12 protein-coding genes and 1 pseudogene are annotated in these 15,643 nt (G+C 39.3%); 4 read left to right on the forward strand and 9 right to left on the reverse strand.

Annotation, left to right across the window (positions count from 1 at the left end; genetic code table 11):
- The first annotated feature begins 636 nt into the window (after window positions 1-636).
- A complete protein-coding gene (locus ACXAH6_RS19860; protein WP_474879684.1) occupies window positions 637-1,416 on the forward strand; it encodes a hypothetical protein in 780 nt (259 codons plus the stop codon).
- Between the two features lie 37 nt (window positions 1,417-1,453).
- Here the strand turns inward: ACXAH6_RS19860 and ACXAH6_RS19865 are convergent, their stop codons facing one another.
- The 9 genes from ACXAH6_RS19865 to ACXAH6_RS19905 form a co-directional block, all read right to left on the reverse strand.
- Window positions 1,454-2,641: a nucleotide sugar dehydrogenase gene (locus ACXAH6_RS19865; RefSeq protein WP_474879685.1), complete on the reverse strand. Its 1,188-nt coding sequence runs from the start codon at window positions 2,639-2,641 to the stop codon at window positions 1,454-1,456.
- A 169-nt stretch (window positions 2,642-2,810) separates the two neighbouring features.
- Window positions 2,811-4,484, reverse strand: a complete 1,674-nt coding sequence (locus ACXAH6_RS19870; RefSeq protein ID WP_474879687.1) for a glycosyltransferase family 2 protein — start codon at window positions 4,482-4,484, stop codon at window positions 2,811-2,813.
- Between the two features lie 86 nt (window positions 4,485-4,570).
- Entirely contained in the window at window positions 4,571-5,653 is a 1,083-nt protein-coding gene (gene rfbB / locus ACXAH6_RS19875; RefSeq protein ID WP_474879688.1) for a dTDP-glucose 4,6-dehydratase, read from the reverse strand.
- A 36-nt stretch (window positions 5,654-5,689) separates the two neighbouring features.
- Entirely contained in the window at window positions 5,690-6,559 is an 870-nt protein-coding gene (gene rfbD / locus ACXAH6_RS19880) for a dTDP-4-dehydrorhamnose reductase (protein WP_474879689.1), read from the reverse strand.
- 23 nt (window positions 6,560-6,582) lie between these two features.
- Window positions 6,583-7,128, reverse strand: coding sequence for a dTDP-4-dehydrorhamnose 3,5-epimerase (rfbC, locus tag ACXAH6_RS19885; RefSeq protein WP_474879691.1), 546 nt, complete (start codon window positions 7,126-7,128; stop codon window positions 6,583-6,585).
- A 28-nt stretch (window positions 7,129-7,156) separates the two neighbouring features.
- Complete coding sequence (rfbA, locus tag ACXAH6_RS19890) at window positions 7,157-8,035, reverse strand: glucose-1-phosphate thymidylyltransferase RfbA (protein WP_474879701.1); 879 nt, start codon at window positions 8,033-8,035, stop codon at window positions 7,157-7,159.
- 6 nt (window positions 8,036-8,041) lie between these two features.
- Window positions 8,042-9,031: an SGNH/GDSL hydrolase family protein gene (locus ACXAH6_RS19895; RefSeq protein WP_474879692.1), complete on the reverse strand. Its 990-nt coding sequence runs from the start codon at window positions 9,029-9,031 to the stop codon at window positions 8,042-8,044.
- Window positions 9,032-9,033: 2 nt separating this feature from the next.
- Complete coding sequence (locus ACXAH6_RS19900; protein ID WP_474879694.1) at window positions 9,034-9,960, reverse strand: polysaccharide pyruvyl transferase family protein; 927 nt, start codon at window positions 9,958-9,960, stop codon at window positions 9,034-9,036.
- Entirely contained in the window at window positions 9,939-10,922 is a 984-nt protein-coding gene (locus ACXAH6_RS19905; RefSeq protein ID WP_474879696.1) for a hypothetical protein, read from the reverse strand. The genes ACXAH6_RS19900 and ACXAH6_RS19905 overlap by 22 nt, the downstream gene beginning before the upstream one ends.
- Before the next feature lie 241 nt (window positions 10,923-11,163).
- Here ACXAH6_RS19905 and ACXAH6_RS19910 point away from each other — a divergent pair, with 241 nt between their 5' ends.
- From ACXAH6_RS19910 to ACXAH6_RS19920, 3 genes and pseudogenes are all read left to right on the forward strand, one after another.
- Window positions 11,164-12,231, forward strand: a complete 1,068-nt coding sequence (locus ACXAH6_RS19910; protein ID WP_474879697.1) for a hypothetical protein — start codon at window positions 11,164-11,166, stop codon at window positions 12,229-12,231.
- A gap of 27 nt (window positions 12,232-12,258) precedes the next feature.
- Window positions 12,259-14,760 (forward strand): glycosyltransferase, encoded by a 2,502-nt coding sequence (locus tag ACXAH6_RS19915; RefSeq protein ID WP_474879699.1) that lies wholly within the window; start codon window positions 12,259-12,261, stop codon window positions 14,758-14,760.
- Between the two features lie 163 nt (window positions 14,761-14,923).
- A pseudogene (locus ACXAH6_RS19920) lies at window positions 14,924-15,262 on the forward strand (transposase); the annotation flags it as partial.
- Window positions 15,263-15,643: the final 381 nt, after the last annotated feature.

Consider the following 15,643-nt stretch of genomic DNA (forward strand, 5'->3'; position numbering starts at 1 on the left):
ATCAAACTCTTCAATTAAATATATCGAAATATGAATTGTCGTTGTGACACTCTTTAACGAGTGCCCACACAGATTGTCTTGTTATCAATTTTTAAAGAACAGTGCGAAAATTTCATTTCGCTGCTTCGCGAACTCTTTTAAGTTAGCCCCGAAGCGGGATGCGCATTCTACGCTCCTGGTTCTCAGTGTCAACACTTTTTGAAAATTAATTTTCGAAGCGTTTCGCTGAAACCCGCTTCAGACAAGGTCTGAAGCCCTTCTACGTTTCGGGCTGTTTGGCCTTCCCCGTCGAAGTGGAGCGCATTATAGAGAACTCACTCCTAGGGTCAACACCTTTTTGCAATATTCTTTGAAATTAATACTCACATGAACAACAAGCAATCAAACCGTTTATTTAACCAGCGAAAACCGATGAAATAGCTTGAGTTAAGGGTTTGTTATGGCCTAGCACAATTAAAAGTGCAGACTCATACTTTATAGTAATTGTGTTACTCAAACTTTAAGTCTAAGGTAAGGAACTAAGATTACTTGTCTATATATTGAACTATTTAGTAAAGTTCTGTGTCGAAAGGCAGTTATATCAGTATATGCAATAACAATAACAAGAAGGTTGCAGAGTGACATGTGGGGTAATTTATGAAGCAGTATTCAAAAGCGGTATTGCCAGTTGTATGGCTAAGCGCACTAAGCTTTTGTTCTTCAGCAACGGTATACAATGATACCGATAAAATAAAAGAAGTACCTATTGCAGACCAAACCGACTCTTTCCAACTGGCTTTTCTTCAGAAGCAAGTGAATAAAAGTATGTCAGTTGGTCGAGCGATTCGTTCAATCGCGAGCCATTACCCTCAGCAAGTAACGGACTTTGTTAGTCTTGCACTTGACCAATACCCTGATAAATACCAAGAAATAATTCATGCCGCTATTTCAGCACAGCCTGCAGCAACGGGAGATATAGTAGAGCTAGCGATAAATAAAGGCGTAAGTTCATGTCCGAATATCGTGAAGCTAGCTATAAATGCAGAACCCACTTATGTCGACTTCGTTGTCGAGGCCGCTGCCGACACGACACCAGAGCAGTTACAAGATATCGTAAGAGTTGCGGTACTTACTGAACCTGATTCAGCAGATCGAATTGTTCAGACGCTAACAAAAGAACATCCCAATAAGATTGTTGAAATTATGTCTACCGCCATAGAAGCTGTCCCCTTTGTAGGAGAGTATATCGTTGATGCTATGCTGGCTATGTTCCCAGACCAAGCAGAAGATGTGGTAACGGTAGCAGTGAAGGAATCTCCCGAAAGAGAACAAATTGAAAAAATAATTGCCGCAGCGAAGAAGGCAGGTGTTGAAAAAGAAAAGATTCAACAGTTTGTTAGAAATGCAGGTATTGAAGATATCAATATAGAAGAGTAAGAGCCTTACTCTTCTATATGTTTAGTGTGAGTATTGATTAGTCAGCTCCGAATAGGTCACGACTATATACTTTATCAAGTACATCTCGAATCTCATCGGTCACTCGGTTAGCAACAATCACATCAGAGATTTGCTTAAATTCATTAAGATCTTTAATCACACGAGAATTAAAGAAATCGTCTTCCGTAAGCACTGGTTCGTAAACCACCACTTCGATACCCTTAGCCTTAATACGTTTCATAATTCCTTGAATCGCACTTGCTCTGAAATTGTCTGATCCAGACTTCATGATTAACCGGTGAATCCCGACGATCTTAGGTTGACGGGCTACGATTGAATCAGCGATAAAGTCTTTGCGAGTTCTGTTCGCATCAACGATTGCCTGAATCATATTGTTAGGCACTTCGCTGTAGTTAGCCAATAACTGCTTTGTATCTTTTGGTAAGCAATACCCGCCATAGCCAAAGCTAGGGTTATTGTAATGGTTACCAATACGTGGGTCTAAACCAACACCTTCGATAATTTGTTTTGAATCTAATCCATGGCTTTCAGCGTAGCTGTCTAACTCATTAAAATAAGCAACACGCATGGCAAGGTAAGTATTAGCAAACAGTTTAATAGCTTCTGCTTCAGTACTGTCCGTAAACAGAACGTTAATGTTTTCTTTTATAGCTCCCTGCTGAAGCAGCTTAGCAAAAACTTCTGCTCGCTCGCTACGTTCACCTACAATAATACGACTAGGATGTAAGTTATCATACAAAGCCTTACCTTCCCGCAAAAACTCTGGCGAAAATATAATATTGTCAGAACCAAAACGAGCTTTTGCATCTTTAGTGAAACCGACTGGTACGGTCGACTTGATTATCATTACAGCATTTGGATTTATCTCCATTACCGTCTTAATAACCGCTTCTACACTGCCTGTATTAAAATAGTTAGTTTGTGGGTCATAATCAGTAGGCGTTGCAATGACAACATAATCAGCATCTTCGTAAGCTAACTTTTGATCTAATGTAGCTATTAAATTGAGCTCTTTAGTGGCCAAATACTCTGAAATTTCTTTATCTTCGATTGGAGACTTTTTACTATTGAGCAACTCAACTTTTTCAGGAACCAAGTCAACTGCCTTCACTTCATTGTGTTGTGCTAGTAGCACTGCATTTGAAAGCCCCACATAGCCAGTGCCAGCTACAGCTATTTTGAGCTTATGCATAGAACTATCCATTTAAATTCTCTCCAGTTTTGTACGAATTATTCTCAATAAATTACACGATAACTTTTACATAATAGTTTTAAATAACTATGAACACTATAGGCTAATCAGCCGCTTTCTAAGAATTAGTGCACCAAAGCGTCTTTTCTGCTTCTATGCATCAAGTGTGCCTTCAGTTCTACTACTCTAACTCCGTTGGATTTTTGATAGAAAAATTTTCACGCTTTAACGTCAGATTTGGACTATAGGCCGGATCATTTTTAATTTGCGCCTTCCAAGCTGTTTGCAGATACGTTAACTCTCGGTTAAAACGAGCCGCCTTTTCAGGTGATACGTCTAAACCTCTACTTACAGACTCATGGTGAAAAAGTTCAGCTTCTGCACAGTAAACGTTACTGACACCTAAACTATTAACTTTTAAACAAAAATCCACATCGTTAAATGCAACAGAAAGGTTTTTTTCATTAAGACCATTAACTGCTTCGAAATGCGATCTTTTCACAAGTAAACAAGCAGCAGTTACGGCACTAAAGTTGTTCGTAGCGGTTATTCTATCTAAGTAACCCGCATGTGAGCGAGGAAAATTTTTATGAGCATGTCCTGCACCTCCTCCATACCCAAGCACAACGCCCGCGTGCTGTATTCGCGTATCAGAGTAAAGCAACTTTGCACCAACACAGCCAACACTCTCGCGCTGAGCATGACCAACCATGTGCGTTAGCCATTGGGGGGTAATTACTTCTATATCATTATTGATAAGACCAATAATACAGCCGCTTGCGTGCTTTACGCCAAAATTATTAATTGCTGAATAATTAAAAGGGGCGGGATATTCTAAAACAGACACTCTATCCAAAGTATTTAAATAAGCAAAATACTCAATACTTTCCTGATCATCTGAACCATTATCTATAAGCAATATTTCGAAATTATGATAAGTAGTTTTGTCGAGAATCGATTCAATACACGCTTTGACAAGTGCCTTTCCGTTTTTAGTAGGAATAATCAAACTAACTAAGGGATTGCTATTTGGCCACAAAAGTCGGTTAACGGTAAAGTTTTCATCAAACTCCACTTTTGTATCCGTACATGCTTCAATGACAGTTTTTACACGCTTTAGTACATTTGCCTCGTCCCGAGATGGCGATGCTTTGTGTAATAGTGGTATTGGGATATGGCCAACTAGTAGATTTGACGTTGTAATAGACAGCTCAGCTATGAGTTCTGCAATACATGTTCGCTCAGAAATACTAACTTTTTTAAGCAGTTTCGTTTTAATGAAAACACCGCTATTAATGTAAGCCGTCGAATATAACAATTCAGGGTTCCAGCTTGGTAAAAACCTCGGCGACTTTTTACTACCACTACTACTCAACTCATCGGTATCACAATACGCTATATCGTTATCATTTAAGTTGTCAAGGAACGTTGAAATCGCTGAACTCTCTAAAAGATCTCCTGCATTTATCAACAGAGTAGGCAGACTCTCGTTCAACTGTGATATTTGATTGTGTAATTCATTAACTTCTTTCGTCCCGACTATAACAATCTCTTCTGCGCCAAGCTCCGCTAAATTTTGCTGTGTTACCCTGAAGTTTTCATCACCGAAAATGACTGCTTGCCAACCGCCAATCTCGACCGTGGAATTGGAAAAAGCACGTTTGTTGACCTTTAGCCAATGATCATACAATACCTGCGTTTGCTTAGGTGTTGGTGCATCAAAAAATAACCCAGATTTTCTCACGGATCTTACATACAAACCGGTTAAACGTTCATTTTGTTTAAGCTTATCTTTCAGAGTTTTAGGAATTAATTGAAGAGCTGCGCGAACAGACCGCATTGCTATTTTTTTCATGTAGACGATTTAAGCCTTAAAAATAAAGAAAGCCGCTTTATGTAAAAGCGGCTTTCTAGTTTAACACTTGAAAACTTGTATGGGTATTAGCTACCGGTGCCTAAGCGTTCACCTTGATAGCTTCCATCTAATACCGCTTTCCACCAGCCTTCGTTCGCTAAATACCATTCAACAGTTTTACGAATGCCGCTTTCAAAAGTTTCTTGTGGTTTCCAACCTAATTCACGCTCAATTTTGCTAGCATCAATGGCATAGCGCATATCGTGGCCAGGGCGGTCTTGCACATAAGTAATTTGATCTGCGTATCTAGTCTCTTTTGGCTTAACTTCATCCAAAATTGAGCAAATAGTTTGTACCACTTCAATGTTCTGCTTTTCGTTGTGACCACCAATATTATAGGTTTCACCAATCTCACCGGTAAGCGCAACCACCACCAATGCGCGTGCGTGGTCTTCAACATATAACCAATCACGAATTTGATTACCTTTACCATATACAGGCAGCGGCTTTCCAGCTAGCGCATTTAGAATAACCAACGGAATAAGCTTTTCCGGGAAGTGATATGGTCCGTAGTTATTAGAGCAGTTAGTAACTAGTGTGGGTAGCTTGTATGTACGAAGCCACGAACGCACTAGCTGATCTGAGCTCGCTTTACTTGCTGAATACGGTGAGCTAGGTGCATACGGTGTAGTTTCTGTAAAGAGTGGAAGCTCTGTTCCTGGTTCAACCTCATCTGGATGAGTAAGGTCACCGTATACTTCATCGGTAGAAATATGGTGGAACTTAAAACCTGCTTTTTTATCGCCTTCAAGTGAAGACCAATACGCTCTTGCTTGTTCAAGCAAGGTATACGTGCCAACTACGTTGGTCTGAATAAATTCGCCTGGGCCATCGATAGAACGGTCTACGTGTGACTCTGCAGCCAAGTGCATTATGATATCTGGCTGGTGCGTATTAAATACGCGCTTTAATTCTTCGGCATCACAAATGTCTACTTGCTCAAAGCTGTAGCGCTCACTGTCCGACACGGTTGTTAAAGACTCTAAATTACCCGCGTAGGTCAGCTTATCTAAATTGACTACAGTATGGTTAGTATCGTTTATCAGGTGACGAACTACTGCAGAGCCGATAAAACCAGCTCCACCTGTGACTAAAATTGTTTTACTCATTTTCTTTATACCAAAAAGATAATTCTATTCTTGAAATTAGGCTTCTAATTCATCTAGCATGGCGGCGAGTTGTTTACGCCAGTGTGTTGGCTTACAAGCAGCAAATGCTTCACGTGCCGTTTGTTTATCTAGCACACTATAGTGCGGTCGTTTCGCGGGCGTTGGATATTGACTCGACGGAATGGGTAATACTGGAATAACATTACTTAATAAACCTTTTTCAACACCTAGCTCTTGAATAGCCAATGCAAAGTCATACCAACTTGCAATGCCTTCATCCGTCCAATGGAATACGCCTTTGGTTCTATTTTCGGCTGCAGAAACACAAGCTTCAGCTAAACCTTTTGCCCAAGTTGGTGTGCCAACTTGATCATCTATCACCGCAAGTTGAGGCTTATCGGCCATTAAACGAAGCATAGTTTTAACAAAGTTGTTACCGTGGGAAGAATACACCCATGCAGTTCGAATTAAACAGCTAGCTTCAGGGAGTATTTCTAGCAGCGCTTTTTCACCTTCTGCTTTTGACTTACCGTAAACACCTTGCGGCTCGATCGGATCATCAGGTAAATAAGGCGATCCTTTATGACCATTGAAGACATAATCAGTTGAAACATGCACCATAAAAACACTGTTGGCTTTACAGTAGTTTGCCAAATATTCAACAGCTAATGCATTAATAGCGTTACACGTAGTGATGTCTTCTTCGGCCTTATCAACAGCGGTATAAGCTGATGCATTAATGACAACGTCAGCAGATAGAGACAATAACGTCTCTTCAATACTACTAACACTTGTAATGTCGATATCATCACGCCCCAATAGCACAACGCTATGTGAGCCATTATCTAATTCGCGAGAAAGCTCAAACGCTAACTGACCAGACTTACCTATAATTACAATGTTCATGTATCGATATTATCCAGCAACAATTAAAATGTAGGGGCGTCTGCGAATGCTAGACCGGCTTCGTCTTTAGCAGATAAAGCCGGCGGCTCGCCATTTACTAACGGCCATTCGATATTTAAAGTGGGGTCGTTATACTTTACCGAAACCTCAGACTCTGGATGGTAATAGTCTGTACATTTATATACGAACTCTGCCGTCTCACTTGTTACATAAAAACCATGCGCAAAACCTGCTGGCACCCAAAGCTGGCGTTTATTTTCTGCTGACAAAGTTACACCTACCCACTTTCCGTAACTCGGAGAACCTTTACGCATATCCACCGCAACATCGTAGACTTCACCACTAACCACTCGTACCAATTTACCTTGGGTTTGTTCTAGCTGGTAGTGAAGGCCACGAAGAATACCTTGGCTAGATTTGGAGTGGTTGTCTTGAACAAAATCGACATCTGCGCATTCTTTTTTAAACCAGTCGGTACGAAAGGTTTCGAGGAAAAAACCTCGCTCGTCACCGAAGACTTTTGGCTCTATGATTTTTACTTCTGGGATGTCTGTTTTAATTATCTGCATAGAAATTTATATCCGTTTTTTACTGACTTCATTTGATGCGGTCTTGGATTACTTTTAACAAATAGTCACCGTAACCGCTTTTTCTGAGCGGCGCTGCTAACTTTTCTAGTTGTTCAGCATCAATATACCCCATACGGAATGCAACCTCTTCAGGACAGCATACTTTCAAACCTTGGCGTTTTTCTATTGCAGCTACAAAATTTGCGGCATCTAGTAAAGAATCAAGCGTACCTGTATCTAACCAAGCAGAACCTCGGCCCATTAATTCGACTTTCAGGCTCCCGTCTTGAAGGTATAAGTTGTTTAAATCAGTAATTTCTAGCTCACCGCGAGACGACGGTTTTACTTCTTTTGCAAAATCCACTACGCGGTTATCATAAAAATATAACCCCGTTACAGCATAGTTTGACTTTGGTTTAGTTGGCTTTTCTTCTATCGAAAGTGCGTTCCAATTATTGTCAAAATCTACAACCCCATATCGCTCAGGGTCATGCACGTGATACCCGAAAACAGTAGCCCCATGCGCTTGTTTAAAAGCATTCTGCAGCGACATTTTCAAATCATGCCCATAATAAATATTATCACCCAATACGAGAGAGCAGCTGTCACTTCCGATAAACTTTTCACCGATCAAGAATGCCTGAGCCAGACCGTCGGGAGTGGGCTGAACAGCGTACTCAATATTCATACCTAGAGACTGACCATCACCAATTAAGTCAATGAAGCGTTGCTGTTCTTCTGGTGTGGTAATAATTAAGACATCACGAATGCCTGACATCATAAGTGTTGTAAGCGGATAATAAATCATGGGTTTATCATAAACCGGCATGAGCTGCTTGCTAACAACTTTAGTTAAAGGGTGTAAGCGGGTACCTGACCCACCAGCTAAGATAATTCCTTTTCTCATTGTCATCTACATCTCTGTTGTTTTTCTATCTACTAAAAGCCCGCAAATTGAAGTTTCTCTTTTACCTTCATACCTTACGCCTTTGACCAATTTGGTACTTGGCTGAATTTGCGTATGAAATATCGTCATTTCACTAACCGCAGACTTAGGTACTTTCCACACTGTATAGCGAGAGTAATAACAAAATTTATCGTAGCCAATAATTTTATGGTAACTCTTACCATTAAGTGACACCTCTAACACTCCTGACTTAGGGCCTTTAACATACCATACACCAACGATTACGCAATTTTCAGGCACTACAACTTTAAATTTTGTGCCTTCCACAATATTAAAAGTCGAAAACTCAATACCCCTCCGCTCAAAGCGCTTCGAATACTCCAATAAACTACAGCTATCTAAAGGTATGCAACATTTAGTTACGCTAAAGGGAAAATTATGCTCTGAAACTTGATTGCTATAGGTATTGAGGTTTTCAAATATCGCATTTGCGTAAAGAGCTGCCCCCTTCGGTGAAGTATGAGTCCCGTCCCTCAAATAGTCAGACAGCTTTCCAGCAGCATCTAGCTTTCTCATTTTATCAATAAGAGATATTTCTCTAACGTTTTGTTTTACGCAAAACCTTGTCACCGCTTTGGATAGGTTATCAGCTCCGTAATTAACATCTCCACGATAAAGTTGAAGGAAGCGTACCGCTACGTTTTTAACACTGCAATGATGTAAAATTCTTGACAAGTCATCAATGTATTTTTGTGGTTCACTTTCACTGTATCTAAGACAAGTTGAAACTTCGAAGATTACTTCATCAAAACTTTCTAACTCTAAGTTATCCAGGATATAGGGAACAGCCCATAATGCTAAACCACCTACAGCTTTACTATCAACACTGATTTCATCTTTATACCGCCGCTTTAATTCAAAAGTATAACCATGGTTCTCTTCGGTTACACTAAACCCGAAAAACAGAATCTTCCTATCTTTTAAACGTGGTAGCACTTTTAACCCATTAAGCGATTGGTAGAGCGAGACGACTCTTCAAAGCTAAGACTAGGAAACTTATTTTCTAAAGTGACATCGTATACTGAAGAAAGCTTTCCATAACTATTATCTAACATCTTACAAGTGGTATTCATTAAGCCACAAGCTACAGCTATATGCATTCGATTCGTCTTTACTTCTCTTGCTAGATAACAAAAGTAAAGCATTTCAGCAGTACTCTTGAATGCGAAATCAGGTGTCACATCAGAACGAAAAATATCTGAAATATCAAAATTATTATCAGGAATGGACACTGTACTCTCAGCACCTCCTCGAATGCACCACATGCTTTCAAAAGCCAACTGATGAATATTTGTAATTCCTTTTGACAGCAGCTTTTTTTCGAAATTTTCTATGTTCTCCTTGTTATCTTTCCATTTTAGTAGTATTTCGTCGACATCCATATAGACAGCCATATCATGCGAGCGATAAAAATGAGCTGTAGTACCTAAATTTTCTAAGTACCTTATCGAATCATTTTCCCTGCAAAAAAGGGTAACGTTATCCTTCAAGTGTTTAATTATCTCTTGGTGCCCTCGAATTGAATGAGAAAGGAGCACAACCTGATTAGAAGACCCAGACAAAGCTTTAAGAAAAGAGGCGATGGCTCCGTACATCGGTACAAAATTCCCACCACCTCCTAGCACTATCTTAGAGTTTTTAAGCTTGGCGGCTTTTCCTGGAGAATTAATCAACTCAAAAGAAATGTTCATAGCAGCAAAAACTTGATAAGTCGCTGCCGCAATCATTGAATCTCCTGCATTCCCCTGATTTGGATAGAAGTATACTTTTTCATCCCCAAAACTACTCAAAATGCTAAATAACTCGGGATTCTCTTTCTTAAATAAATCCAAATCTACCATTACTATTCTGCCACCATTTTCCATTTATCTACGAAGCTCTTGTCCATTCCGGGTCTTGACGCTGTTCCCATCCAAACATCTGCGATACTTCCAACATCAATCGCTATCCCTCCTCTTGCTTTGACAGTTGTTGCATATGGTTTAGACAGAATACCCGCGGCAATAATATAAACAGCCCCCTCGTAGGGTGGATTTATTGAATCCAGAATGGATTGATAGGCATCAGGATAATGACGAATATTCTCGCTCTTGCCCGCAACCGAAGCCTGCATTGGAACGTTAATACTCTGTGTTTTAGGGATATTGTATGCTGCGGAGAATATTGAGGCCATTTCTGGGTAGCAAGTAATGAAGCCACAGAAAGGTAAATTCTGAAGTAATTTTGAATAATAAGGTAATAAGGCTCTACTGTACCACGTACTCGACCAAATAATATCTTTAAAATCAGATAATTCCCAACATTCAGGGCTAGAGAAAAAGTTATAAACCCCCCTCATCCCTACCATGCCTCTAGTATCAATTGATTCCAAAGGCGTATTAAAACTCCGGCCTATCGTCCCTCTTTCAGGAGCACCTACAACATCTGCATTCTTAACGGCGTCTAGGACGATTTCAGTGAAAAAGTCAGCATGCTCAACCATTACATTCTGATCCCCAAAGTATATTTGGGATATTTTTTTAAGACAATAATCAGAAAGATTTGGCCACTGTCCCATAGCATTAAACAAGACGTTGCCATCTGCATCACCAAGCCTGACTAACGAGGCAGGTGTTTTTGAGTCAATTTTTTCTTTGAAAAAATTATAAAGTCTGTTGCCCGACTTGTCGCCAACATATATGTTTTTACACGCTTCAGCTACTGTATCAAACTGATTTAGTGAATCAGTTTCACCGATTTCTTGATTGTACTCTATAAATTCGTCAGCTGCTTCTTGATGCGGCGGCCACCAGTGTTTCATCGAAAGATTATGAGTATTATGCGACAAAAAAATTCTCCTGCAATTTGTCGATAGTTGTTCTTAATATCGTATCAGAGGCTGTGAAACTATTCACTTCTTTATACCAACTCAATAACCCTAATAAGGCTAACAGTATTCAAATCGCACCCAATAAAGTTGCCTGTTACTCAATGTAAGAAAATTTGATATTCTTGGCCTTCCTCTCTCAAGGTCTCATGGTCCGCCCCCCTTGAGCGAATAAAATCCTTTACTCTGTTGGTAATTTTTGATGCAAGTATACGTACACGTAGGCCCTCCCAAAACTGGCACTTCCTCTATACAAGCTTGGCTTGTTAAAAATCGCGAGGTTTTACAAAAATTTAGCGTTTATTATCCAGAGCACCCTCTTGACGAAAACGGGATCAGTTCCGGGAACTTAGCATCACTATTTGATATCAAGCATTCTGGTTCACTAGTATTCTCAGAAGAAAAACTCAACCGCCTCGAGTCGATTTGCAAATCAAATAATTCAAAAGTATTGCTTCTTTCGTCTGAGTTTTTCTTTCAAGAAATTAAACAGATTATTAATCACATCCCTAATGTAAAGTTAATTTATTATCTTAGGTTTGAATTGGAAACGTTGGACTCTTCATACAATCAGACTGTAAAGCGTCATAACAATACAGATGTATTCGTTGCGCCTGAAAAAGGGTTATCGAGCAATCTTCGTATACTCTGGCAACTCATAGCAGCTTACCCAGAGCAGTTCATAGTTCGTTACTTTGCTCCGGACTTATTTTATGGAGGCCAACTCATTAAGGATTTCTTACACTGTCTAAATATAACTAATTTGGACGTTCAGAATTCGAAGACAATCAATTCTTCTTACTCCCCCATCGCTATTGAATTCAAAAGGAAGGTCAATGTTCTAGAAGACCAGACTTTGTTACATAAAATAGACTTACTTCTACAAAAAAATCATCCTGCTCCTCTTCCATATACTTTCATGAGTGAAAAAGAGTATGCATTACTTAAGCAGGACTATATTTATCAATTGAAAACTTTTTTTATGCGATTTCCAATTCGTGACTTTGATCTTTTTATTGATCATTGTCGAAAATCATGCACCCGCAATAGCGTATCTCAATCCATTAAAGGAGATACCTTTAATAAACTTCTTCATGAAATTTTGGGTAACAAAGAGATCAATGCTTTGCTTTCAAATGCAATTGCGAAAAAACGTAAAGCATTGTCGAAAATCTTTACTCAAGAGGAGTTAGACATCCTTTTTAGTAGAGTAAAAGGCGGAAGAAAAGTTCGTTTGATTTCGAAGGTTCGAAGTTTTTTTCGCTCCTAGTTATCAGAAAATGATATTGAGATAAATGTGAAATACTTGATAGATAAGTTCAAAGCCGGATTAACTTACATATTTTTTCCACAAAGAAGAAAACAAATAAAATTAGCTCGGGTTTTGCAGAACTCTGAGTTTTTTGATGCGCGATGGTATTTAAATGAATACCCAGATGTTGCTTCATCTGGTGTTTCTCCTCAACTTCACTACATATTAAATGGATTCACCGAAGGTAGACTACCGGGCCCCTTATTTAACGAAGAGCACTATATTGCTCAGCTGTCAGAAACGATACCAACGGGCCTGCCTCCACTTCTTCATTATGAAATTTATGGTAAAACTCAAGGCCTAGAACCTAAGAAACTGTTATGTGGTGAGACCTGGTGGCAAAATTTTTCAAACGTAAACCAGCCAAAGAAAGTCTATCAAGTCAATTCTCATTCTATTTCAAAACCAGTAACAATTATTGTTCCTATTTTTAATGGTGCTCACTTTGTCAAAAAATGCCTCGACAGTGTATTCCAACTCAAGGGAGCTTTTACTGTCATTTTAATTGACGACTGTAGTGATGAGATTGAAATTTCTGATTTACTGAATAGCTATGCTCACTACAGTAATGTTTCGATTATACGAAACTCAATTAACAAAGGGTTTTCAAAAAGTATAAATACTGGTATTCAGAAAACCTCTGGTAACGACGTTATCATTCTTAACTCTGATACTATCGTTCCAAAATCACTAATTTTAAATTTGAAATATGTAGCGTACCGTGAAGAAAAAATAGGTACAGTCACTCCGCTCTCCAATTCAGCTGGACCTTTCTCTATTTCGCTCGAAAGCATAAGTTCTCACCAGGCCACGAATCCAACGGAGTTGACACGTCTACTATCGAAGCATTTAGAACTCGAGCCTGTAGAGATACCTACTGGACACGGTTTTTGCATGTATATTAAATATAATGTAATTGATTCGATTGGTTATTTTGACGAGGATGCGTTTCCTAGGGGATATGGTGAAGAAAACGACTTTTGCTTCAGAGCACGATTAGCGGGCTGGACAAACATAGTTGACCCAAGCACATTTGTTTTTCATGAAGGAACAAAATCATTCAAGGCTGAAAAAATTAGCTTAGTCGAAAATGGACTTGCGAAATTAAATGAGCGCTATAAAGACTACAATGCCCAGATACAACAAGGCTTTTCGTCAAGGCCATTTCAATTTATGAAACAGCGCGTATCATCTTTGATTGATAACTTAGAAGATCTTATTTCACAAAGTAAACCAAGAATATTATTTGTTATCGCTACTGAGGATGGAGGAACGGCCAAAACCAATAAAGACCTAATGAAGTCTATTCAAGACAAATACGAGACCTTTCTCCTCAAAAGTAATTCAAGAAGAATTAGCATTTACTTTGTCTCTGGGAAAGAAGAGTTTCACCTACAAACTTACTACTTAAAGCAGCCAATAACACCAAATACTCATGCAAGCAGTGAATACGACAACTTGGTACTAGACTTACTTCATTTCTGGTCAATTGAACTTATCCATGTCAGGCAAATTGCTTGGCACAGCGTAGGCTTAGTCGAGGAAGCACTAAAACTTGGGATACCTACTATTTATTCAATTCACGATTTTTATCCTGTATGTCCATCAGTTAAATTACTAGACAATAATGATAGTTACTGTGGCGGCAAGTGTACTGCGGGCTCAGGTATGTGTAATATCGAACTCTGGCCCAAAGAGTATTTTGCAAATTTAAAACACTACGATATTGAGAAATGGCGTCATATGTTTAATACAATGCTAACGCATGTGCACTCAATCATTACTACATCCAATTTTGTTAAAAACACCACAATACAGAATTTGCCAGCTGCGTTAGATAAACCTTTTCATATAATTCCTCACGGTCGTGACTTTGCTAACTTTGCTTGTTCTTCTTCAAGACCTAAGGAAGGGAAAAATATAAAGTTACTGATGTTAGGTACTATAGCCAAAAGTAAAGGCAGTAGTTTTATTTTACCAATCCTAGAGAAATTTCCGAATTATGAAATTCACTTACTTGGTAAACTTGCGGATATCAATATAACACATCCAAGATTTTATGAGTACGGTGCTTATAAAAGAGATGAACTTAGCATCGAAATAGCGAAAATTAAGCCCAGTTGGGGATTACTCTTATCTATCTGGCCCGAAACATGGTGTCACACACTGACAGAAATGTGGGCAAGTGGACTTCCAGTGGTTGCATTTAATAATGGGGCCGTCAAAGAAAGAATTTGTAAAAATAAATGTGGTGTACTTGTAAAAAGCACCGATCTAGATGATCTATTTAAAATTCTGAGCGCTGTTTCAGGGGAGATGTTTTGGCAAGAATACGCTAACAATGTTATCCAATGGCAGAATAATGAAGGAAAAAGTCAAAATTTAGACGAAATGTCCCACCAGTATACAAAGATCTACGAAGATATAATAAATAAGGGCAATGATGAAATTTGCGATATTAATTTAATTGCCAACATAGCCAATTAGAACCGTACTGACACATTAATGAGTTTTATACAACAACATAAATAATATAACGAATGTCCCCCCGAATTCAGATAATAAGTGCACCACTCATGGTTAATGGGTGACAGACGATCAACTACCTGTTGATGGTATTCTAAAGTCGCCAAACAATGAGAGTATTACCATGAGTTACAAGCAGTTGATCGAGGGACAACGATACCAGATTGAGGCCTACTTGCACGAGGGTTTCAGTTACGGGGAGATCGGAAAACGTCTGAGTGTGAGTCAAAGCACTATTAGTCGGGAAGTCAAGCGCAATCGAGTTCGAGATAGCCATTACCTACCGGAAGTCGCTCAAGCCAAGACATTAAAACGACGGTGTCTGGCCACAAAGTAAAGGATATCTGAACTGACGATTACCTTTGTTGAGTTCGGGCTTAATGAAAATTGGAGTCCTGAGCAGATTGCTGGTGTAGGTAAAATCATCGGTCATCACGTCAGTCACGAATGGATTTATGGCTACGACAGAATCGCGTGGTAATTAAAGTACGACAAAATCGCTTGGTGTTAACAGCTGAGAAGAATTTAGTGTGATTACCAAGGGATACTGACGGCATAAGTACCAAGCGATTTTGACGTAATCACACTATCAATGTTGCCGCGCTTCGGCAAGTTTTGCCAACCGTAACGCAGTGGTATTCATGTTTTCCCTCAGCCATATATTGCGAACGCCGCTGGCGTGTATGTCGACGTTTCTTTCAGACTTGAGCAGCCGTGATACCTTAGATTGTCCTGTAAACCTCCCTTAATTAGTTACATCCATAATTAGAGATTTCGGCCATTTCATGCTTGGTTAAATATTCCCATGGTGTCAGATCATTCAGGGCATCATGGGGACGCTCTT

The sequence above is a fragment of the Alteromonas sp. ABE4_545 genome (assembly GCF_056161325.1).

Bases quoted from the DNA above. Each gene is read 5' to 3' on its own strand.
- ACXAH6_RS19860 (WP_474879684.1), top strand. From the start codon at position 637: ATGAAGCAGTATTCAAAAGCGGTATTGCCAGTTGTATGGCTAAGCGCA.
- ACXAH6_RS19865 (WP_474879685.1), bottom strand. From the start codon at position 2,641: ATGGATAGTTCTATGCATAAGCTCAAAATAGCTGTAGCTGGCACTGGC.
- ACXAH6_RS19870 (WP_474879687.1), bottom strand. From the start codon at position 4,484: ATGAAAAAAATAGCAATGCGGTCTGTTCGCGCAGCTCTTCAATTAATT.
- rfbB (WP_474879688.1), bottom strand. From the start codon at position 5,653: ATGAGTAAAACAATTTTAGTCACAGGTGGAGCTGGTTTTATCGGCTCT.
- rfbD (WP_474879689.1), bottom strand. From the start codon at position 6,559: ATGAACATTGTAATTATAGGTAAGTCTGGTCAGTTAGCGTTTGAGCTT.
- rfbC (WP_474879691.1), bottom strand. From the start codon at position 7,128: ATGCAGATAATTAAAACAGACATCCCAGAAGTAAAAATCATAGAGCCA.
- rfbA (WP_474879701.1), bottom strand. From the start codon at position 8,035: ATGAGAAAAGGAATTATCTTAGCTGGTGGGTCAGGTACCCGCTTACAC.
- ACXAH6_RS19900 (WP_474879694.1), bottom strand. From the start codon at position 9,960: ATGGAAAATGGTGGCAGAATAGTAATGGTAGATTTGGATTTATTTAAG.
- ACXAH6_RS19910 (WP_474879697.1), top strand. From the start codon at position 11,164: ATGCAAGTATACGTACACGTAGGCCCTCCCAAAACTGGCACTTCCTCT.